Genomic DNA, 22518 nt, shown 5'->3' with positions numbered 1-22518 from the left:
ATCTTTTAAAATTTCAAGTTGATAATTAATAAATAAAATTTTAGCTTTACTTAATTAGGGTATGCATATATTAAGGGAGGTGCTATTATGTATAAAAAAATATTAGTAGCCTATGACTTCGATAACACGTTTAACAATGTGCCTCAAGAATTAGTCCGTCTAACATCTGGTTCACAAGAAGCTGAGATCACAGTGTTCAATGTTATCTCAGAAAGTGAACTCCAAACATCTGTTAGATACAATGACATTCATTTTGAACAATTAGCCGAATCTAAAGGGAAAGAAATCCAACCCTTTATTGATGACTTAGAAAAATTAGACTTGAATGTGACTGTAAAATTCGGTACGGGTCATATTCGAAATACCATTTTAGAAGAAATAGAAGAACACGATTATGAAATTATCGTCATGAGTAATAAACGTGCAAAAGCAGATATTAAGAATGTACTTGGTAATGTCACACATAAAATTGCCAACCATGCACACATTCCAGTGTTAATTATTAAATAAAATATTAAGAGGTTGTACCAAATACAATACTATATTGTAAATGGATACAACCTCTTTTTAATTATCATGAAGTTATAAAGTGCTCAATCACCTTTAATACACCAGAATCATTATTTGACGGTGCTCTGTGGTTGGCTACAGAGGCTAATGACTCACTACACTCCGCCATGGCATAACTGTGAGGCGTCAAACTGAGCATTTCAATATCATTATCGGCATCACCAAAGGCTAGTAAATCTTCTTCGTCTATCCCCCAACGTGCTAATAATGACTGGATAGCTACTCCCTTATTTACATCCGGCAAAATCAAATCTAGACTGTCATTACCACTAGTCACTGCCCTTAAATATTGAGGGTACTGTGCTTCTAAGTCCGCTTTCACTTGTTCTAATACCGTTGTGTCTTTGATGCGCATTGCTACCTTTACAAAATCATCATCGCTAATATCATCAAAGTGTTTAACCTGTTGAACATCATAATAATAATGATTAAAATACGCCGTAAAATCCTCTGTCACATTTGGTAATACATATGCAGTACGTATACCACTTAATATCAAATCAGTTACTTTATGCTTATCAATGATATCGCCTAAAATCTGTTGTAATACTGTCTTATCAAAGTAATTTGCATCTAGAATTTCGTCTTGATAATAAGTCACGGCGCCATTTTCAGCTACAAATGTAATATCATTTACTTTGTCAGGAAACAATGACTTTAATTGTGCATATTGATTTCCACTCGCAACGATAAATTTTATGTCTTGCTTCATCATTGTTTGGAACAATTGTTCAAAGTATAATTCGTCCAAAGTGTGATCAGACCTCATTAACGTTCCATCTTTGTCTACAGCAATCGCTTTAACCATTTTACCTGCCTCCAACATCTTAGTATTTCAATTTAACGCTTTGCGACCTACATTGTAATAATATTATATAAATGACCGTCTATGTCGCTAAATAATCCCCCATAGAACCCTTCATGCATCGTGCCTCTTTCTATCACTGTGCCATTCGCACTTTCTACTAAATCTAACAGTTGATCAACTTCAGCTTTAGTATTTAATGATAGTGATATTAATGCTTCGTTATTACCAATTTTTGATAATCGTGACACTTTTTTAAATTGTTTCGTTTCGATAAGCATAATGACTGTGTTATCTAATGTAGCAATACCTCTCATCTTATCCATCATGTCATCCGATTTTTTAATTTCAAAGCCGATTTGTTGATAAAAATCTTCACTCGCTTCCAAATTGACTACAGGTAAATTTAACCACGCTGATTTAACATTCATCATCATTTCCCCCAATGTCTATGTTTCTTTCACATTTATAATTTAACACAAAAAGCACTTTATTTTTACTTACGATACATTTGACACATTTATTTTATTAAGATAAAGTTCTTACCATCTTTATTATAAAATAAAAGATTAATTTAAATTCAATATATTTCATTTCACAATTACTATAATAACTTATATTTAAATACAAAGGCCATGCACGCCTAAATTTGGAGGTTTACAATCAATGACACGTAATATTAATGTACATATATTACATACAGGATCAGTTATTGTTGACTCGGCTTTACCTTTTAATCATAAAAAAAATCTACCACTTTCTTGGAGTGGTTTTATTCAAACACGAAGTAAGCACATTTGTTTACCCGTTTCTATTTACTTAATCGAACATCCTAAAGGACTTGTATTGATAGATACAGGATGGCATGAATCAAATCGCCAACCCGATTATTCAAAAAATGCAGCTTCACTTTCTCAGAAAGCTATTTTACCTAAAGGACAAGCAGTTCATGAACATCTTGCTAAACTAGGCTACCAAATAACTGATGTAGATTATGTCATCTTAAGTCATTTACACAATGACCACGTCTCAGGTTTACCACATGTGGCACAGGCTCATCATATTATGGTCAGTGATGAAGAATGGTCTGCTGCAAATAACAATAATAATTATGAATTAGGTATGTGCCAAAACATTCCTATTGATACTTTTCCTCTAGAACATAAAGGCATCGGCCCTACCGGTAAATCTTATGATTTATTTAACGACGGTACTGTGGAATTTATCCATACACCAGGACATAGCCCTGGACATTGTGTCACACGTATCAAACGTCATAAGGAAGCGGATCAATTTTTATTACTAACATCAAATGTAGGTTATGCAAAATCATCTTGGCGACATGGTATTTTACCTAAATATGTTGACGATAAGGATGCAACTATCAATTCCTTAAATTGGGTTAAAGTACAAGCAACAAATCCGAATTGTATTGATGCAATCGCCAATCACGATCCACATATCGAGCCACAAATCATTAATCTATAGCAATCGTGTCGGCCTATAGTCAACACTTATAAACGGTCTATATTATATGATAGTTACATTCGTTCCCAATTAACAATTCATGGTATGACTAAATATTTGTCGTAAATTTATCGATTTTCTGTCAGACGACAAATATTTGTTTTATTTTTTCGAAATTATCTAAATATTCTGATTGATATATGCTATGATATGGATTATATTAATAACGTTATTAAATTTTGTGAAATGAGTTTTAGGGAGTGGTTTATAATGACTGGATTTTTTCAAAAACTATTAAAGAAAGAGGACCCCTCTGTCTATCAAGTAAAAGATGCGCACTTGAATCGCACATTAAAGGTTAAAGATTTTCTAGCTTTAGGTGTCGGTACAATCGTGTCTACATCAATTTTCACCTTACCAGGCGTAGTCGCTGCGCAACATACTGGTCCAGCCGTGGCATTATCTTTTCTATTTGCTGCGATTGTTGCTGGTTTGATTTCTTTTGCATATGCTGAAATGTCATCTGCCATGCCATTTGCTGGTTCTGCATATTCTTGGATTAATGTCGTGTTTGGGGAAGTTTTTGGATGGATAGCTGGTTGGGCATTATTGGCTGAGTATTTTATCGCTGTCGCCTTTGTGGCTTCTGGTTTTTCAGCTAATTTACGTGGTTTAGTTTCACCTTTAGGTATTGAATTACCTAAAGCACTATCCAATACATTTGGTACTGATGGCGGCGTTATCGATTTAGTCGCTGCTATCGTTATATTACTTACAGCATTGTTACTTGCTCGTGGTGCATCATCCGCTGCGCGTATAGAGAACATCTTAGTTGTATTGAAGGTATTAGCAATTCTATTATTTATCGTAGTTGGTTTAACTGTAGTACAAGGTAGTAACTATGTACCTTTCATACCAGAATATAAAGCAACTGAAGCTGGCGCATTTGGTGGTTGGCAAGGGATTTATGCTGGTGTTTCTATGATATTCTTAGCGTATATTGGATTTGATTCAATCGCTGCAAACTCTGCTGAAGCAATCAATCCGCAGAAGACAATGCCTAGAGGGATACTGGGATCATTGTTAATTGCCGTGATTCTGTTTGTGGCTGTTGCACTTGTACTTGTTGGGATGTTTAAGTATTCAGATTATGCAAATAATGCTGAACCTGTAGGGTGGGCATTAAGACAAAGTGGATTTGGTGTCGTAGCCGCGATTGTACAAGCTATTTCAGTTATTGGTATGTTTACTGCATTGATTGGTATGATGTTGGCAGGTTCACGTCTACTTTATTCATTTGGTCGTGACGGATTATTACCTTCATGGTTAGGTAAGTTAAATAATAAGCAATTACCAAACCGTTCATTGATCATCTTAACAATTATTGCCGTGATTATTGGTTCAATGTTCCCATTCGCATTCTTAGCACAGTTAATATCTGCAGGTACACTCGTTGCATTTATGTTTGTTTCATTAGGTATGTTTGGCTTACGCCCTCGAGAAGGAAAGGATATTCCAGTACCAGCGTTTAAAATGCCATTCTATCCAGTGTTACCAATTGTGGCATTTATCAGTGTTGCTATTGTATTTTGGGGGCTTAGTGGAGAAGCCAAATTATATACATTAATCTGGTTCATCATCGGTTTACTGATTTATCTAATTTATGGTATTAGTCATTCAAAAAAACATAAAAGTACAAAGTCATAAACCATTAACTTAATAATTAGTATAGCACTATTGTACTATTATAGAATTCAGGGGAAAATTCAAAATATTACAGTAGCTACGAGCTATGAATTCGGCACCAGTCCAACATCTTTCTTGTTGGACTGGTGTTAATTTTGTCTTATTATGTATATATGTTTCTATAAAAAAATAGGCGACCATGTTCAACACATAATCGCCAACTTATATTGTATAAAAAGGAAGTTTGTTACCCTCCTCTTAACCCATTGCTATGCTTTATATTGCCTTGTTATCAAATCGTGCATAGATGAAAAATCAACTTTAGCTATTAATTGTTCATACGTTTTGATGGCTTTTTCAATGACAGATAAACCTTCATCCGTTAAATATATATACATAGCTCTTTGATCTTCAACACATTCTTGTCTAAATACTAATGGTTCTGCTATTTTTTCAATTCTTACGATAAGACGGGACATAGCACTCTGACTCAAATCCACTATTTTTATTAAATCATTAATTTTATATTTTTTGCCCTTTGCTTTATAAATTTCATATAAAACATAGAACTCTTTTAAACTTAAATTATATTGCTGCTTTAATGATTTTTCTATCATTGTATCTATATAATGAACATATTTTGTTAGCTCAATCCAATTTTCAATTTTTTGTTGTTCCTCCATCCAATCCCTCCTAACATTTCAAGTATCATATTAATCGTGGCTTAACCTTTATATAAATAATAACATTTTTCAGCTATAGAACTCACCGATATGTTTACAACAATATATTTTAATTAAACAAAGTTGCTTAAACATAAAAAAATCTAGTACTACAATATTAACTGTAATACTAGACTTTGAGTAGTACTTTGCCTAAATTAATCATTCTGCTGATGTGCCGGTTGATGAACAATAAATGGTTGCCCTGAAATAAAGCCAAATATTGCTATTAATACAGCTACCCCCATAAGTACAATGAGTGGGACGGACCAACTGCCAGTAATATCTGAAATCATACCTAGACATACCGGACCCACTGCAGCTAATAAATAACCAATGGATTGAGCCATACCAGATAATTGGTAAGACTGTTCAATATCTTGAGTTCTCAAGACAAAAAACATCATTGCTAAACTATATGTTGTTCCTGCACCAACACCTATCAATATTAAATAGAGTACAATCGCAGCATTTGGTAAATATGCGATACCTAATAACCCTACAAAAAAGGACCCAGCACCAAATAATGCTAAACTACTTTGCTTCTTCATACGCCCTGCAATAATAGGTGCAACAAATGCCACTGGTATGATTCCTAGCTGGTTTACAGTTACAAGCCATCCCGCTTCACTTTCAGAAAATCCTTTAGTTGTTAACATAATTGGTAACCACGCAAATAAACTATAGGGTATAAACGATTGCAAGCCCATAAATAAGGTAATTGTCCATGCTAGTTTAGATTTCCAAACACTTTGTTTAGGTTCGCTATCAATTTCTGCAAACACTTTCTTTTTACGTGAGCGCAAATATGGAATACGTAATACTAATACAAGTGCTGCAATAATAGGTACAATCAACCAAATTTGCATTGCAATACGCCAATTCATCCCTGGTGCCACTGCAATCGAAACAGATAAACCAGCAGCCAAAGCGCTCACAAGATTCATCGTCACAGAATACATACCTGTAACAAATCCCATTTGTTGTGGAAATGATGATTTGATCAACCCTGGTGCCATAACATTCCCTACTGCTATTGCAAATCCAACAATTATTGTGCCAATAAGTAATAAACTTGCGCCTCCAGTTCCCCTTAACCACATGCCAATTGCTAAAATAACCATCGAATACATCAAGGTGCGTTCCATACCAAATTTCTGTGACAACTTAGGAATAAATGGAGAAAATAATCCAAATGCAACAAGCGGTAAAGTATTCATCAAACCAACCAAACTATTCGAAACGCCTAATTCTTCCTTGAAAAATGGAACTAATGGTCCTATAGAGGAAATAGGTGAACGTAGTGTCGCACCAATAAATAGTACTGCTAAAAATAATAATATCGTAAAGTATTTATATCGATTTATTTTAATCATTTACTCCCTCCTTTTAATTCTCTTAAAAATGTCCCGCGATTTTTATGTTATTTAAAAACCCTATCATACTGGCATAAATAAGCTCAATAGTATTTTGCTATTAAAATAAAAATATTTCTGTTAGCTTGTTCATCATAAGTTAAGTTATTTCCCTAAATTAAAATTACAAACATCACAATAAAACACATAACAAAAGCTGCTTTCTCAATAAAGAGAAAGCAGCTTTTTAGTATAGGCATTTCTACTATCCGCAAACATATCTTTAACCATAAAGTCATCAACGATATAACCATCTTTTAATACTACAATTCGATCAACTAATGCCTGAAGAAATGCAATATCGTGTGATATAATCATTAATCCTTTTCTAGTCAATTGATGATAATGTTCCAGTATATCTTTCATTTTATTTTCTGAAATCACATCTAAATTTGCTGTAATTTCATCACAAATTAGTATATCTGGTTCTAATACAAATGAACGTATCATATTAAGACGCTGTAGTTGTCCCCCACTTAGCTCTTCTGGTCTCCTTTTTAAAAGGTTTGAATCTAATCCCATCAGGACTAACAATTCGTCTAATCGTTGGGTTAACACTTTGTTAGCATCTTGATAATAATACTTAATTGCTTCATCCATAGATTGTTGTATTGTTCTTTTCGGATTAAAGCTATCATATGCATTTTGAAAAATTGGTAACATAGTTAAGCCATGTTTATTTATCTCTCCTGCTGTCGGTTTCAGCATTCCCAATATCAAGTGTGCTAACGTTGTTTTTCCTGATCCACTTTCTCCAACGATGCCTATCTTCTGTTGGCTGGAAAACGTTAAGTTTATATCATGTAAAACAGTATGCTTGTTATAGTTAAATGTTACTCTCTTACATTCAATCATCCATTCCCCTCATTTCTCAACTGACGGCGTGCATTAAATAACTTTAAACTATAAGGACTTACCATATTGTCGTGAAATTGTTGTACATGATTATACTCGACAATTTCTCCTGATTTAATTACCGCAATCCAATCACTAAATTTCAACACATGTGATAAATCATGTGTAATCAATAACAATGTTGTCTCATGTACCTCTGCAAGATGACGAATTAAATTCATGATTTCATGACCATTTACAACATCTAATGATGATGTAGGCTCATCTGCAATAATTATCTCTGGCCGTAACATTATGACACTCGCTATTTGTACGCGTGCTAGTTGACCACCAGATAGATTAAAGCGATAACTTTCAAACACGAGACGCTCATTTAGTCCAACCACGTTTAATGATTGTGATACGATTTGTTTGGCAACTTTACGTGGCACCTGATAATGTGCACGATAAATTGCCATAAGTTGCTTACCTAATTTTGTATGATCATTAAAGCTATGACTATAATCTTGCGCAATAAATCCAATCGTTCTTCCAAGCATTGATTTCATATCTACTACGCTTTGTCCTTCAACAAGTATTTCATAGTCTGAAATACTTAATGACGGCGCTAATTGTTGAACGATTGCTTTAGCAGTCAGACTCTTACCTGAACCACTTTCACCAATCAATACGTTAACCTGTCCTTTATGTAGAGTCAGGTTTAAATTCTTTATTAAATACTCATTTACTGAGTTTTGAATGCTTAAATTTTGAATTGATAACATTTTAGACATTATTATCACGCTTTCCTTGGAGAAGTCGATCTCTTAATGCATCGCCCATTAAGTTGAAAATTAATATCGTGACCGTAATCATCACAGCTGGAGCTAATAATTGTAGTGGGTGTGATTCTATATAATCTCTTCCTGCATTTAGCATCGCTCCCCATTCAGGTGATGGTGGTTGTGCACCTAACCCTAAAAATGATAAAGATGATATATAGAGTATAATCTTCCCAAAATCAACAGTCATAAGCACAATAATGGATGGTACTGCTTGTGGTAAGAAGTGCTTAAAAATAATGACGTAACTTGGTACATTTAACATCTTTGCCATGTGAATGTATGGCTTTTTAAGCTCAGCGCTAACAATAGAACGCGTCAATCGTGTGTAGGTCATCCACTTGATTAGCATAATTGCTATGACTAAGTTCCATATACTAGGTTTAAAAAAACTTGCTAAGGCAATCATCAGCACAAACTCTGGAATACTTAAACCAATGTCAATCACACGCATAATAATCGTATCGATAATGCCCTTTTTATATCCGGCTAACAGCCCCAGTGGCACACCAACAATAACAGTCAGCAACAGTGTTAATAAGCTTACTATCAACGTATAACGGGCACCTAAAATCAACCTTGAGAATAAGTCTCGACCATAGTCATCTGTACCTAACCAATGCTGAACACTTGGTACTTCAAATGTACGATTGAGATGCACAGTTAACGCCATATCCTTTACTACGAACAATTGCGACATTATAATACATACAACATATGCAAAAAATAGATAATAGATTAGAGGTTGTTTGCCTAATTTCATAACGGACCACCATCCAATCTATCTTCTACTTTCGTAACTTTATGTTTCACTGAGCGCCGTTTTGGATCGAGCCACAATAATAGCAAGTCACTTACTGTATTAGCGAAAATAACACAACAACCAATCATCAATACAACACCTTGAATAACTGGATAATCACGGGCTCTTATACTATCCACTAAAAAGCGTCCCACCCCTGGTATCCCAAAGAGATTTTCGATTACTACTGTACCTCCAATTAGACTGCCGACAGACATACCCATAATCGTAATTATTGGCAACAAAGCTGGTTTAAATATATCTTTCCAATATATATAAGATTCAGACATACCTCTTAATCTAGATGCTTGTACCTCTTGCGATCGGTATAATTCTAATAAATTTGAGCGCATCAGTCTTACATAATAAGCACTCATGCCAATGCTCAATGACACAACTGGCAAAATATAGCCAGCCGGTGTAGCAATACCAGAAGAAGGCAAGATAGCTAATTGTTGTGCACATATATAAATTAATAACGTTCCTAAAAAGAATGACGGAATGCTCACCGTAATAGAAGTCATCATACGTATCAACATATCAATCCAAGTATGATAATATCTGGCAGCGACAGTGCCTAAAGGTATGCTAATCAATAAGACAGTTACCATAGTAGCTAAAGCAATCAATAATGTTGGAGGTGTATAATACAGTAATTCCTTACTCACAGATTCTCCAGTCTGATAACTTGTACCAAAATTCAAATGTACAATTTGATTTAACCATTGCCCATATTGCACGATAATGGGCTGATTCAGCCCTAACTTCTCTTTCGTTTCTGATACTTGTGAAGCAGATACATTAGCAACATCAAGATGTAATATTTTATTTACAGGATCTCCTGGCGTTAATTTCATTAAGATAAATGTGATAGTAGAAAGGACAAATAATACAATGATCATTTGTCCGATTCTACGAATTATTTGCGTGATTATCATTTGTTTACATTCACCTTATAATCAATAAGATAAATGCCTTCAGGAGAAGCTTTGAGTCCAGTAACATGCTTATTAAGACCCACAATATTATTACTATAGGCAATATAACTATTTGCATAATCTTCTTTTGTTAACGCAATAATTTTATTTGTCAGTTGATTGCGTTCTGTTTTATCTACCGTTTTATTAAATTGTTCTATCAAATCATTCACACGATTATTGCTATAAGTTCCAGCATTAATAGCACCTTGTGCTTTATAAGCTTGATTAAAGAAATAACCAGTGTCGCCTCGCGGAAATGTTCCAAAGCTATATAATGAAGCATCCCATTGACTTTTATCTTTAAGGTAACCATCAATATCATCAACATTGCGTAACTTAATATTAATATTTGCTTTTTTAGCGTCTGATTGTACAACTTGTGCGATTTTTGGCAATTCTGGTCTACCATTATACGTTGACACAGTTAATGTTAATGGATGTTCTTTAGTATAGCCTTCTTGCTGTAATAACTTGCGTGCTTGCTGAATATCTTGCTGAGTGACCTTTTTATCATTAATAAAATTAAGCTTGGTATTAAATGGACCCGAAGCGGCATTAGCATAATCTTTATAAACATTATGGGCAATAGCTTCTCTATCAATAATCTTGTCTAATGCTTCACGTACTCGCTTGTTCATCTTGTCACTTTGATGATTATATAATAATAAACTTGTTCTATAACCTGGCACACTAGAAATCTTTGTTTGTTGACCTTTATCTAGCGCATCTACCTTTTCAACTGGAACATCGGTAATGACATCAGCCTTATTTGCTGACAAGTCGTTGGCACGTGTATTACCGTCCTCTTGATAGCTCACATTAACATGGTCTAACTTCGGTTCTCCTTGCCAATATGCTTTATTCTTGTTGAGCTTTATACTTTGTGATTGCTTATAATCAACAATTTTATATGGACCAGTTCCCACCGGTGATTTATTAATATCACCCTGCGCTTCAGTGTCATATATGGCTGCAAATGGACTGGCTAATTCTGAAACGAGCTCAGGATATGCTTCCTTTGTTAAAATCGTCACTGTCTGTCCATCTACCTTAATATCTTTGATAGGGAGTGAACCTTTGACTAAATCACTTTGCTGTATACTTTGTTCCAAACTATTTTTCACTGCTTGACCCGTTAATTTTTTACCATTTTGAAATTTTATATTATCCTTTACTGTCAACTTCAATTCAGTTGGTGAAACCTGCTTATACTCCGAGACTAATAATTTTTCAACCTTGCCGTCTGTATTCACTTTAAACAAAGATTCTGCTGCACCTACTTTTACTGGGACATCTGTCTTGTATGGCGCGACTGAAGTTGTTTTTAATGGTAATTCGACATTTAACGTCTTGCCATCTTCTTTACTCTGCGTCCCACTACAACCTCCGAGAATCATTATAGTTGCCGCAACAACCCCTAATACTTTCTTCAATCTATCTTCCTTCTTTCAACAAAAATAATTCATCCATAAATATAACTATATTCTTTAAGATTACCCATCAATTTCGTGGTTCTGCAATTTCATTTAACTTCATTCGATTACCTCCGAACAACATGATCCATGTTGCAATAATAAATGGTAATGTAAAGACTGGTAACCCAAATGGTGTTAATAAAGTTGTCATACCTGCGTGTAGAATAATCGTTAATAATAAACCTAGCACGATACTCATTGTCCTTGAAATGATTGTTCGAAAAGCAATACCTAATGCCAAGACAGTTAATACGACATTATACGCAAACAATCCATCATTAATTTGGTCGTGATTTGCTCCAAGTAAACTCACAGCCGCTAAGCCAATCAAATTCGCAAAGATGACATATACACCCGCACGTCTCGATGCAATAAATATTCCCACTAATATCAAGAAACCTGTAATAACATGATTTAATAAAAACACCTCACTAAATCCTGTAAAAAATGCTTGCAAACCTTCTACGCTATTTCCTGAAAAAGTGATTTCTTGAACCTTATTAGGTAAAATATGTACATTTGCATTCACAAATTCAAACTGAAACGACATTAGCAATATCAACCAACTCACAAATACGTAAGGTATAGTTAACATCGGAATACCAAAGGGTTTAAAAAACTCTCGCACAGCTGAACCAATCGGCATCGTGATAATAACTGCAAGTAGTACAATAACCAAGCTATACCATTTAGGCACTAGAAACAGCGTCAATGCAATCGCAGTTAATACTGGATTAAATCCCGCTAACCCCGCTTCTATTTCTGCCCCACTATAATTTGTCCACTTAGCTAATAATAAAGCGATAATACTGCCCAACAGTGCCATCAGACCTACTTTCCAATTCCCTATAAATAAGCCAACTAAAATGCACAAACCAGTAATTGCATTTTCCAGTAGTAATACTTGCGAAATATTTCTGAGTAATATTTTCACGATATTCATGTCGTCACCCAATTTCTTTATCTCTTGACTCTATTAATTTTATATTAAATTCTATACGATTTAAAGCTTAACGCATTGGTTATATCATTTACAATTAGTAACTTTTTTCTAATAATTAAATGTGTAATTCTTGTAGTAAATAGATAATCATCTTATTATAAAAGAGCATGCATATATTATGCGTACAGTATTTATTATTGGAAGGTCGTGAGTTTCGTGCATTTTACTCAAAGGGAACAAGATAAGTTAATGCTTGTAGTTGCAGCTGATTTAGCACGCAGACGTCAACAAAGAGGTCTAAAATTAAATTATCCAGAAGCTGTTGCTATCATTAGCTTTGAATTATTAGAAGGTGCGAGAGATGGTAAGACAGTCGCAGAACTTATGAGTTACGGGAAACAAATATTAAATGAAGACGATGTAATGGATGGTGTAGCTGATATGCTAACCGAAATGGAAATCGAAGCAACATTTCCAGATGGCACAAAGTTAATCACTGTTCATCACCCAATCGTTTAAGGAGGTTATGTATATTGAAACCAGGTGAAATTATTGTTAACAATACGGATATCGAGGTCAATCAAGGCTTGCAAAGTACCATTTTAAATGTAAAAAATACAGGTGATAGACCGATTCAAGTTGGCTCTCATTATCATTTCTTCGAAGCTAATCCTGCACTTCAATTTGATCGTGAAAAAGCGTACGGGAAACGCTTAGATATACCTGCTGGAGCTGCAGTTCGATTCGAACCAGGTGATGAAAAGGAAATACAACTTGTTGAATATCGTGGTAATCGTAAAATTTTTGGTTTCCATGGTGATGTGAATGGTCCAATTGACGAATCACGCGTTTATAAACCGAAAGTTAATTCTGCCGAAGCACCTAAAGTACAGGATGACGGTAGTAAAAATGCTAATAAAGAAAGTGGGTATAAATCATGAGCTTTAAAATGACACAATCTCAATATACGAGTCTTTATGGCCCAACATTAGGTGATTCTGTAAGACTAGGTGATACGAACTTATTTGCAAAAGTAGAACAAGATTATGCAACTTATGGAGACGAAGCCGCTTTTGGTGGTGGTAAATCTATTCGTGACGGGATGGCACAAAACCCTAATGTAACACGTGATGATAAACAAGTTGCTGACTTAGTTATAACTAATGCATTAATCATTGATTATAATAAAATTATCAAAGCTGATATTGGTGTGAAAAATGGCTATATCATGACAATAGGTAAAGCGGGAAACCCTGATATTATGGATAACGTCGATATTATTATCGGTGCCACTACTGATGTCATTTCTGCTGAGGGTAAGATTCTCACAGCTGGCGGCATCGACACACATGTTCACTTTATCAATCCAGAACAATCACAAGTCGCTTTAGAAAGTGGCATTACTACCCATATTGGTGGCGGTACAGGTGCGTCTGAAGGTTCAAAAGCAACAACAGTTACTGCTGGTCCTTGGCACATCCATCGCATGTTAGAAGCTGCTGAAGCATTGCCATTAAATATTGGCTTTACAGGTAAAGGCCAAGCAGTTAATCCAACTGCATTAGTTGAGCAAATTCATGCAGGCGTTATCGGTTTAAAGGTCCATGAGGATTGGGGTGCGACACCTTCTGCCTTACACCATGCACTTAATGTTGCCGATGAATACGACATACAAGTGGCATTACACGCCGATACATTAAATGAAGCCGGCTTTATGGAAGAAACCATGGCTGCAGTAAAGGACCGTGTGTTACACATGTATCATACTGAAGGTGCTGGAGGCGGTCATGCACCGGATTTAATCAAATCTGCATCCTATTCAAATATTCTCCCATCATCTACGAACCCAACACTCCCCTACACAGTAAACACTGTCGATGAACATTTAGATATGGTAATGATTACACATCATCTTAACGCTGCAATACCTGAAGATATTGCATTTGCGGACTCACGTATACGTAAAGAAACAATTGCTGCAGAAGATGTACTGCAAGATATGGGTGTCTTTAGTATGGTCAGTTCCGATTCTCAAGCAATGGGTCGCGTCGGTGAAGTTATAACACGCACATGGCAAGTGGCACATCGTATGAAAGACCAACGCGGACCTCTTGAAGGCGATAGTGAATATGATGATAACAATAGAATAAAACGATATATAGCAAAATATACAATTAATCCGGCAATCACACATGGGATTTCAGATTATGTCGGCTCAATAGATGAAGGCAAACTTGCTGATTTAATCATGTGGGAACCCGCATTCTTTGGTGTTAAACCTGATGTGATTATTAAAGGTGGTTTAATTAATACTGCGATTAATGGTGATGCCAATGGCTCTATACCAACTTCTGAACCTTTAAAATATAGAAAGATGTATGGTCAATTTGGAGGCAATATGCAAAGTACTGCGATTACTTTTGTTTCCGCTACTGCATATGAAAATGATATCGGTCAATTGCTTGGTTTAAAGCGTAAACTTAGACCTGTCCACAATATCCGTAATTTAACGAAGAAGGATATGAAAAACAATAGTGCAACGCCAAAATTAGACGTTGATCCGCAAACGTATGAAGTGTTTGTTGATGGACAAAAAATTACAAGTGAACCAGCAACAACACTACCGTTAACACAAAGATATTTCTTATTTTAACTTTAGGAGGAACTGAGATGATTGTAGAAGAAATAGTAGGCAATATCGCCAATCTTTCAGATAGTGAAAAAGGTAAGCATATTGAAAAAGTTTACTTAGAAAATTCTGATTTAGTCAAACGTATTCAACGCGTAACAACAGATCATGGTAACGAACTAGGCATTCGATTAAAGCAACCGATCGACCTACAATATGGTGATATTTTATATAAAGATGATACCAATATGATTATTGTAGATGTTAATTCTGAAGATTTACTTGTCATCAAGCCACGCAATTTGCAAGAAATGGGTAATATCGCGCATCAGTTAGGTAATAGACACCTACCCGCTCAGTTTACTGAAACTGAAATGTTAGTCCAATATGATTATCTTGTAGAATCACTTTTACAAGATTTAGGTATTCCCTACACACATGAGGATCGTAAGGTAAACCAAGCATTTAGACATATAGGTCATTCGCATGATTGATCACGCAAATTTACGTTTATTTCAATTTTGCGATTCTCAATTTCCAACTGGTGCGTTCAGTCACTCATTCGGACTAGAAACATATATACAACGCGGTTCCGTGCACGATGAAACAACTTTTCAACATTGGTTAACTTTATTCATTAATGAACAGCTCACTTATTCAGATGGATTAACTATGCGTCTCGTGTATAAAGCCTTAGAGGCACAAGATACAGAAGCCATAATACGATTAGATCAAATACTATTCGTTCAAAGTTTGCCACGAGAAACTAGACAAGGCGCAAAACAAATGGGAAATCGTATGGTTAAATTGGCACTTGAACTATATCAAAGCGAATGGATTAACTGGTATCAACAACAAATGAAAAGTAAACAAGTACACTTACATCCAGCTATCTGCTTTACTATGTTAGGTCATTACTTTGGTGTACCAATAGAAACAATAATTGATTACTACTTATATCAAAATGTGTCCAGTCTTACTCAAAATGCGGTTCGTGCAATACCTTTAGGTCAAACTGCAGGTCAACGAATCGTTGAGCGAATGATTCCCATTATGAAAGAAACACGTGATTATATTTTCACATTGACTGAAAATGATTTAGGACTTACAGCACCCGGTTTAGAAGTAAATCAAATGGAGCATGAAAACGTAAATGTAAGAATTTTTATTTCATAAAAAGAGGAGGACAATTATGTCAGAAGTAATAAAAATAGGTATCGGCGGTCCTGTTGGTGCAGGTAAAACCCAACTTATCGAAAAAATTGTAAAGAGACTGTCAACAGAAAAGAGTATCGGTGTCATTACAAACGATATTTATACAAAAGAAGATGAAAAAATTCTAGTTAATTCTGGAGTACTGCCTGAAGACAGAATTATCGGTGTAGAAACAGGTGGTTGTCCACATACAGCCATTCGTGAAGATGCATCGATGAACTTTGCAGCGATTGATGAACTCATAGAACGGAATGATGATATCGAACTTATATTCATTGAGTCTGGCGGTGATAACCTCGCAGCTACATTCAGTCCTGAATTGGTTGATTTCTCAATTTATATTATCGATGTCGCTCAAGGTGAGAAGATTCCACGTAAAGGTGGACAAGGCATGATTAAATCAGATTTCTTCGTTATTAACAAAACCGATTTAGCACCTTATGTTGGTGCATCATTAGAACAAATGGCAATAGATACTAAGGCCTTTCGTTCTACTCGTCCATTTGCATTTACTAACCTTAAGACAGATGAAGGTTTAGACGAAGTAATAAACTGGATTGAGCAAGACGTTTTCCTAAAAGGTTTGGTATAATGCCTAAATCCAATCCAACATGGACAGGTCAATTAAAGTTATCTGTCTTCAATAACGGTAGAAAGTCTGTGGCGAGAGATGTCTTTTTTGAAAAGGCACTTAAAGTTATGCGTCCGATTTATCTGAACAATTCTGATATTCCAACATTCTATATCGTCAATGTCGGCGGCGGTTACCTTGACGGTGATCGCTATATAATGGAGTTTAACGTTGAGGATAATGCCTCTGTTATATTAACTTCACAAGGTGCCACCAAAATTTATAAAACACCTAACGATCACGTCGCTCAATATCAACATGTTAATATTAAAGATCAAGGGCACTTAGAATATGTTGGAGACCCTATTATCGCATTCGAAAATGCAAAATTTTATCAACAGAATACCTTTCACTTAACAAATACAAGTAGTTTATTTTACACGGATATATTAACACCTGGGTATTCCAAAGATGACAAACAATTTAGTTATCATTATATGCACTTATTAAATGAAATATATGTAGATGATACGTTGGTCGTTTATGATCACATGAGATTAGAACCTGCAAAGCATTCAGTACATGCTATTGGTTACATGGAAAACTATTCACATTTAGGATCATGTTATTTCATCCACCCAGAAGTTAATCAAAAATTCATAGATTCACTCTATGACACATTAAAACACTATCACCAAGATTATGATTGCCGTTTCGGAATCACGCAAATTGCAACACATGGTTTTAGCTTACGAATACTATCAAACAAAACACAAGAAATCGAAAGTATTTTAACTGCTACCCAACAGTATGTAAACCAAAGTATCTTTAATCGTGACATCAACTTTTTACGAAAGTATTAATACTCATACAATAATAAACTTTCACAATGATATCGACTTGAGCTTAAAATTACTAAACATACAAATTCAGCAACTTTTTTCTGAAAATAGAACGAGCCTGGGACATTACCTTTTTAGACTAAAATAAAATCGCTGAATTATGATTTTATTTTAGTCTTCATCACTTTACTCGTTATGCATTTCTTGTTTTATCTCAGGGATAATTTCTATTTCAATAAATTCATTATAAAGTGTCTCACTTATTGTAGTAACAACATTTATGAACTGCGTATTGTTTGTGAGACAACTGAAGGAGTAGTATGCGTGTCGAGACCGAAGCTCGACCAAGCCCACTAGGTAAGCAAGCGATAACAAGCCCATCAAAGTTCAACAACCTTTGATGGGCTTAATGCTGGGTATTAATTTTCTAAACGCCTTTTTTATTTTAAATAATAATAAATTTGTCAGTCATTTTTTAGTAAATTAATGATTTAACAGCTATTACATCTAATTAAATAAGAAACAATTTAATTTGTTCAATCTATATCTTATTTATGACATAATATGAGCGTATAGCAATTATTAGGAGGCGTATTTCGGTGACAGAAACATATATTTATAACAACACTGTCCATCCTGATTGGATTGACCATAACCAACATTTACATGATGCAAAATACTACGACCTATTTAGTGATTCAGTCGCAGGCTTTTTTGAATCAGTTGGCTTATCGACAGATTATCGTAAAGATTTAAATGTTACGATATTTAGCTTAGAAGCACACATTTCCTTTTTAAAGGAATTGTTAGTACATGAAAAATTTTATATTAAGGCACGTCTTTATGATTACGATTATAAACGCGTACATTTATTTTTAACGATGTACAACGAAAAAGATGAACGTTGTGCGACATACGAAGTAATGATGATGGGCGTTGATTTCGAAACAAGAAAAAGCACTCCATTCCCTGATGAGGTTTTTGATAAGATTGCAAACTATTTCGAGCAACAACCTAACTTTGATAGTCCTAAACAATTAGGCCATGTTATTGGTATACCTAAAAGGTAGTAACCAATAAATAATAGACAATTACAATCAGCCACTGAAATTGATCTACTACTTTAATACTATTTCCATGAAATTAACACATTCACCTTAAGATACCTAAGTGATTAACAAATTAGAGACTAAGCCAGCAGTGACTTAGCCTCTAATTTTTTGCTTTATTATCACAATATTTTATTGCCTACCATTCTAAAATATTTGGCTGTATCATTTACTTCTCATTCCAAATAAACCATCCTATTTTAATTTGTTACGTTCGTCTTAAACATCTGATATAAGCCATCTTTAATAAACGTAGCAAAGGCTTCGTATGAATTATCACGTTCTTTGTTTGTGTCGATGATATAACTTATATTCAAATTAAATATTTGAGCAATAACAGTACGTAAGAAATATTCAACATCTACTGCCCTCATCTCACCTTGTTCTATATAGCATTCGATTCTTGGCTTTAAATTTTCAACTATCCTCTGATTAAAGATATCAAAAATAATCGCTTGTATTTCTTTGTTCGTCATTGCTTCATTAATAATAACTTTCAACAGCACTCTATTATCAAACAAAAACTCTGAGCGGTTGTCTACAAATGCATAGATAAATGCTTTAAAGTGTTCTTTTTCATCTAAAGTCTCAGAAAATTCTTTAACGACTACCGGTGCAACATTATCTCTGATGATAGGTAAGATTGCAGCATAAAGTAACGCCTTTTTATTTTTAAATTGTTTATAGACCGTTCCTTCAGCTACGCCAGCTTTCTTTGCAATATCACTCGTACTTGTCTTATCATAGCCTTGTTCACTGAATAATATCAACGCACTCTCAATCACTCTACGTTGTCGTTCTGTTAAATGTTCTAATTGAGGCATTACCTCAGACATTATTTCTTTCACTGTATGATTCATCTTAACCACGACCTTTAAACCTTTCTATAACGTTTCATGCCAAAGATATTCAATATTAACAACACCACAAATATTGCAAACAAGATACATAAATCAAGATAAACATCATCTATTCCAAAGCCTTTGATCATTACTGATTGCATTGCATTACCTGTATAGAATAGTGGCATGATGTGAGCAAAGTACTGTAACCCCGTATTCATAGACTGTATTGGAATTAATCCTGCGAATAACACTTGCGGTACAATAACAAGCGGTATAAATTGAATCATTTGGAACTCTGAAGAAGCAAATGTTGATAATAATATTCCAAAGGTCAAAGCAACAAGTGCTGTTAATATTGTCGTTGCTAACACGAGCCAGATTGAACCTGCAATTGCGATATGCAACACAAAAATTGCATACATCACAACGACTACTGTCTGAATCACACTAAACAAACCATAACCCATAATATACCCAAAGATAATTTCACTCCGTTTTATCGGAGAAGCTAGCAAACGTTCTAATGTGCCTGATGTACGTTCTTTCAATAAGCCTATGCCAGAAATTAAAAATGTGAAAAAGAATACAAAAAAACCAATCAATATCGGATTAATCATGTCAAAATACGTTGCATCTTTATTTGCATACAAATAATCGGATGTCATTTGAACCGGTTTATTGACTTGTGCTTTGTTAGTGTTTGTTTGTTGCTCATCCATAACATTATCGGGCAACTTTGATTGAATTGATTTTAACTGTTGTTGCAGTTGTTCTGTGTTATCTTTCATCTGTGCCATATTATGTTGTATTAACCACTTTTGATTGGCCGAAGCTAATGTGCCTGTCTCTGTAGGATTATCATTCGCATATGTTACATATAATTTATGATTTTTTTCATAGATGAATCCTGTTAATTGGTCATCTTTAATCTTCTGCCCAATAGAATTATTATCATGATACTGTTTTGTTTGGATATCTTGATCATGTAACTGCTCTAAATAAGAATCTGAAATTTGATGAACACCTACTTTAAGACCATTAGCATTATCTGACACTGTAAAAATATAATACAGCAGCGATAATATAAGAATTGGCGCAACTAATAGTAACATTAAGGTTCTTACATCTCTGACCGTTTGCTTAAATATACGTTTGGCAATTTGGAATGCATGCATAATTACCCCTCCATCTTTAGAAATACATCTTCTATCGTTTCAGCATCGTATTGCCGCTTAATATCTTCAGGTGTACCAGACGCAATGATTTCACCATGATTCATCAATAGTAATTTATCACAACGTGATGCCTCATCAAGTACATGTGTCGTTACGAGAATGCTTTTTCCTGCTGTCTTAGCTTCATTTAAATCCTGCCAAATTGCCTTTCTTAACTTAGGATCAATACCAACTGTTGGTTCATCCAAGATAAGAATACCAGGGTCTTGCAACATGCTAATCGCTAGCGAAAGTCGACGTTTCATCCCTCCAGAATAAGTCGCAACCTTCTGATCCAAAGCATCTTGTAATTTAACCATAGCGCTACAATATTCTATTCGCTCATTAATTAACTTCTTATCCTTCATATATATACTCGCAAAAAATTTCAAATTTTCTTTACCTGTTAAATCCTCATATAATGCATCATTTTGAGCCATATAACCTATATCTCCTAGTATTTTCCTATCAGGAATTGTAGTTCCGTTAATCACTACCTCACCAGTATTCACTTTCTCCATACCTAACATACATTGAATTAATGTCGTCTTCCCTGTTCCAGACGGACCAATCAGTCCAACAATTTCACCTGCCTCAAAAAGTACGGAAATATCATTAAGTACACGTTTGTCTCCAAACGACTTATTAACATGATTCACTTCAATCATTTACTATCCACCCCTTCAAGTGAGTGATTACTCACTTTTGAATTATCATACATCTACACACGTTTAAATTCAATTAAAATGTCAAATTTCACTTCCACTAAATATGTATTTGTTAAAAATCCTCCTTTTTAAAATAACTTCAAATATAAAGAAAGTTGCAAATATAAAGATAATCATTAAAATATTAAACATAAGGAATTGATAATTTCGAAGTAAATAGGAAGTGGTAATTATGAAACGTACCGAAAGAAATAAACAAGCATACGAAGAAGATAGAAAGTTAGAAGAACAACGTTACTATAATGAACGAGATCAAAGACGTGAACAACAGTTAGAATATGAAAATGAACGCTCTCGGCGCTCAAAAAAATGGTTAGTCGCAGTAATTGTTATTTTAGTTGCGATTGTTGCAATATGTTTAACGTTCTTTTTCATCCATAAACATAACACCGCGCCAAACGATACTGAATCAACGACGCATGAGCAACAAACAGACAATAAAGAACCCAATGCATCAAACGATTATCAACAACAAACACAAAGCAGTGATATCAATACTCAAATCAATAATGCCAAAGAAAAAATAGAAAATAACCAAAACAGTGAAGATATTATCAACAATCTACAACAAAAAATTGATGGTCTAAAGAATAATGAACATAATGCTACCGATAAATCTTTGACAGAAGATTTCCAACAACAAGCTGACAAATTGAAAGAAGCCAACAATGCGCAATTAAATAACGAGGATCAATCTAAAGTAAATCAATTATTAACTGATATTGACCAAAAATTAAACACAATCAAAGATAAAATCAACTCATTATTTGATAATTGACAGTCTATATATAACAAACTTACTAAATATTAGCTATGAAGCTTTC

General features: G+C 34.5%; 25 protein-coding genes. 12 read left to right on the top strand and 13 right to left on the bottom strand.

The window, feature by feature from the left end:
* Positions 1-87: 87 nt before the first annotated feature.
* Complete coding sequence (locus tag ACY191_RS03465; RefSeq protein WP_042740391.1) at positions 88-510, top strand: universal stress protein; 423 nt, start codon at positions 88-90, stop codon at positions 508-510.
* Positions 511-574: 64 nt separating this feature from the next.
* On the opposite strand, the gene ACY191_RS03460 is transcribed toward ACY191_RS03465, so the two are convergent.
* Together ACY191_RS03460 and ACY191_RS03455 are read right to left on the bottom strand one after the other, a co-directional pair.
* Positions 575-1378, bottom strand: a complete 804-nt coding sequence (locus tag ACY191_RS03460; protein ID WP_042740392.1) for a Cof-type HAD-IIB family hydrolase — start codon at positions 1376-1378, stop codon at positions 575-577.
* A gap of 47 nt (positions 1379-1425) precedes the next feature.
* Complete coding sequence (locus tag ACY191_RS03455; RefSeq protein ID WP_042740393.1) at positions 1426-1806, bottom strand: VOC family protein; 381 nt, start codon at positions 1804-1806, stop codon at positions 1426-1428.
* A gap of 235 nt (positions 1807-2041) precedes the next feature.
* Here ACY191_RS03455 and ACY191_RS03450 point away from each other — a divergent pair, with 235 nt between their 5' ends.
* Together ACY191_RS03450 and ACY191_RS03445 are read left to right on the top strand one after the other, a co-directional pair.
* Positions 2042-2863, top strand: coding sequence for an N-acyl homoserine lactonase family protein (locus ACY191_RS03450; protein WP_107589165.1), 822 nt, complete (start codon positions 2042-2044; stop codon positions 2861-2863).
* A 249-nt stretch (positions 2864-3112) separates the two neighbouring features.
* Complete coding sequence (locus ACY191_RS03445) at positions 3113-4549, top strand: APC family permease (protein WP_042740395.1); 1437 nt, start codon at positions 3113-3115, stop codon at positions 4547-4549.
* Between the two features lie 248 nt (positions 4550-4797).
* On the opposite strand, the gene ACY191_RS03440 is transcribed toward ACY191_RS03445, so the two are convergent.
* The 8 genes from ACY191_RS03440 to yut all read right to left on the bottom strand — a co-directional run bounded on the left by ACY191_RS03440 (position 4798) and on the right by yut (position 12541).
* Positions 4798-5211, bottom strand: coding sequence for a MarR family winged helix-turn-helix transcriptional regulator (locus tag ACY191_RS03440; protein WP_042740396.1), 414 nt, complete (start codon positions 5209-5211; stop codon positions 4798-4800).
* A gap of 197 nt (positions 5212-5408) precedes the next feature.
* Positions 5409-6626, bottom strand: coding sequence for a CynX/NimT family MFS transporter (locus ACY191_RS03435; protein ID WP_042740397.1), 1218 nt, complete (start codon positions 6624-6626; stop codon positions 5409-5411).
* A gap of 204 nt (positions 6627-6830) precedes the next feature.
* Positions 6831-7520, bottom strand: a complete 690-nt coding sequence (locus tag ACY191_RS03430) for an ABC transporter ATP-binding protein (protein WP_229366516.1) — start codon at positions 7518-7520, stop codon at positions 6831-6833.
* Complete coding sequence (locus tag ACY191_RS03425) at positions 7517-8293, bottom strand: ATP-binding cassette domain-containing protein (protein ID WP_229366515.1); 777 nt, start codon at positions 8291-8293, stop codon at positions 7517-7519. The genes ACY191_RS03430 and ACY191_RS03425 overlap by 4 nt, the downstream gene beginning before the upstream one ends.
* Entirely contained in the window at positions 8286-9104 is an 819-nt protein-coding gene (gene nikC / locus ACY191_RS03420) for a nickel transporter permease (RefSeq protein ID WP_229366514.1), read from the bottom strand. Before nikC ends, ACY191_RS03425 begins: the two co-directional genes overlap by 8 nt.
* A complete protein-coding gene (gene nikB, locus ACY191_RS03415; protein ID WP_042740401.1) occupies positions 9101-10081 on the bottom strand; it encodes a nickel ABC transporter permease in 981 nt (326 codons plus the stop codon). Before nikB ends, nikC begins: the two co-directional genes overlap by 4 nt.
* Positions 10078-11520: a nickel ABC transporter substrate-binding protein gene (gene nikA / locus ACY191_RS03410; protein WP_411841255.1), complete on the bottom strand. Its 1443-nt coding sequence runs from the start codon at positions 11518-11520 to the stop codon at positions 10078-10080. Before nikA ends, nikB begins: the two co-directional genes overlap by 4 nt.
* A gap of 103 nt (positions 11521-11623) precedes the next feature.
* Positions 11624-12541, bottom strand: coding sequence for an urea transporter (yut, locus tag ACY191_RS03405; RefSeq protein ID WP_042740532.1), 918 nt, complete (start codon positions 12539-12541; stop codon positions 11624-11626).
* A gap of 216 nt (positions 12542-12757) precedes the next feature.
* On the opposite strand from yut, the gene ACY191_RS03400 reads away from it, so the two are divergent.
* The 8 genes from ACY191_RS03400 (at position 12758) to ACY191_RS03365 (ending at position 18868) form a co-directional block, all read left to right on the top strand.
* A complete protein-coding gene (locus ACY191_RS03400; protein WP_042740403.1) occupies positions 12758-13060 on the top strand; it encodes an urease subunit gamma in 303 nt (100 codons plus the stop codon).
* Between the two features lie 14 nt (positions 13061-13074).
* A complete protein-coding gene (ureB, locus tag ACY191_RS03395; protein WP_042740404.1) occupies positions 13075-13482 on the top strand; it encodes an urease subunit beta in 408 nt (135 codons plus the stop codon).
* On the top strand, positions 13479-15194 hold the full coding sequence (gene ureC, locus ACY191_RS03390) for an urease subunit alpha (RefSeq protein ID WP_107526774.1): 1716 nt from the start codon (positions 13479-13481) through the stop codon (positions 15192-15194). Before ureB ends, ureC begins: the two co-directional genes overlap by 4 nt.
* Positions 15195-15211: 17 nt before the next feature.
* A complete protein-coding gene (gene ureE / locus ACY191_RS03385; protein WP_107511703.1) occupies positions 15212-15664 on the top strand; it encodes an urease accessory protein UreE in 453 nt (150 codons plus the stop codon).
* Positions 15657-16346 carry an urease accessory protein UreF gene (locus ACY191_RS03380; protein WP_042740407.1) on the top strand — a complete coding sequence of 230 codons (690 nt, stop codon included), beginning with the start codon at positions 15657-15659 and terminating at the stop codon, positions 16344-16346. The genes ureE and ACY191_RS03380 overlap by 8 nt, the downstream gene beginning before the upstream one ends.
* A gap of 16 nt (positions 16347-16362) precedes the next feature.
* The gene (ureG, locus tag ACY191_RS03375) at positions 16363-16977 is read left to right on the top strand and encodes an urease accessory protein UreG (protein WP_042740408.1); all 615 of its coding nucleotides are present in this window, start codon (positions 16363-16365) and stop codon (positions 16975-16977) included.
* A complete protein-coding gene (locus ACY191_RS03370) occupies positions 16977-17819 on the top strand; it encodes an urease accessory protein UreD (protein WP_042740409.1) in 843 nt (280 codons plus the stop codon). The genes ureG and ACY191_RS03370 overlap by 1 nt, the downstream gene beginning before the upstream one ends.
* 578 nt (positions 17820-18397) lie before the next feature.
* Entirely contained in the window at positions 18398-18868 is a 471-nt protein-coding gene (locus tag ACY191_RS03365) for a thioesterase family protein (RefSeq protein ID WP_042740410.1), read from the top strand.
* 239 nt (positions 18869-19107) lie between these two features.
* Here ACY191_RS03365 and ACY191_RS03360 read toward each other — a convergent pair whose 3' ends face one another.
* Genes ACY191_RS03360 through ACY191_RS03350 form a run of 3 tightly spaced genes read right to left on the bottom strand, consistent with a single transcriptional unit; the run spans position 19108 to position 21634 of the window.
* Positions 19108-19767 (bottom strand): TetR/AcrR family transcriptional regulator, encoded by a 660-nt coding sequence (locus ACY191_RS03360; RefSeq protein WP_042740411.1) that lies wholly within the window; start codon positions 19765-19767, stop codon positions 19108-19110.
* A gap of 14 nt (positions 19768-19781) precedes the next feature.
* Complete coding sequence (locus tag ACY191_RS03355; RefSeq protein WP_042740412.1) at positions 19782-20927, bottom strand: ABC transporter permease; 1146 nt, start codon at positions 20925-20927, stop codon at positions 19782-19784.
* A 2-nt stretch (positions 20928-20929) separates the two neighbouring features.
* Positions 20930-21634, bottom strand: coding sequence for an ABC transporter ATP-binding protein (locus tag ACY191_RS03350; protein ID WP_042740413.1), 705 nt, complete (start codon positions 21632-21634; stop codon positions 20930-20932).
* 232 nt (positions 21635-21866) lie between these two features.
* Here ACY191_RS03350 and ACY191_RS03345 point away from each other — a divergent pair, with 232 nt between their 5' ends.
* The gene (locus tag ACY191_RS03345) at positions 21867-22472 is read left to right on the top strand and encodes a hypothetical protein (protein WP_042740414.1); all 606 of its coding nucleotides are present in this window, start codon (positions 21867-21869) and stop codon (positions 22470-22472) included.
* Positions 22473-22518: the final 46 nt, after the last annotated feature.

The organism is Staphylococcus sp. TCBT05, from assembly GCF_055179755.1.
This window is presented reverse-complemented; position numbering and strand designations above follow the sequence as displayed.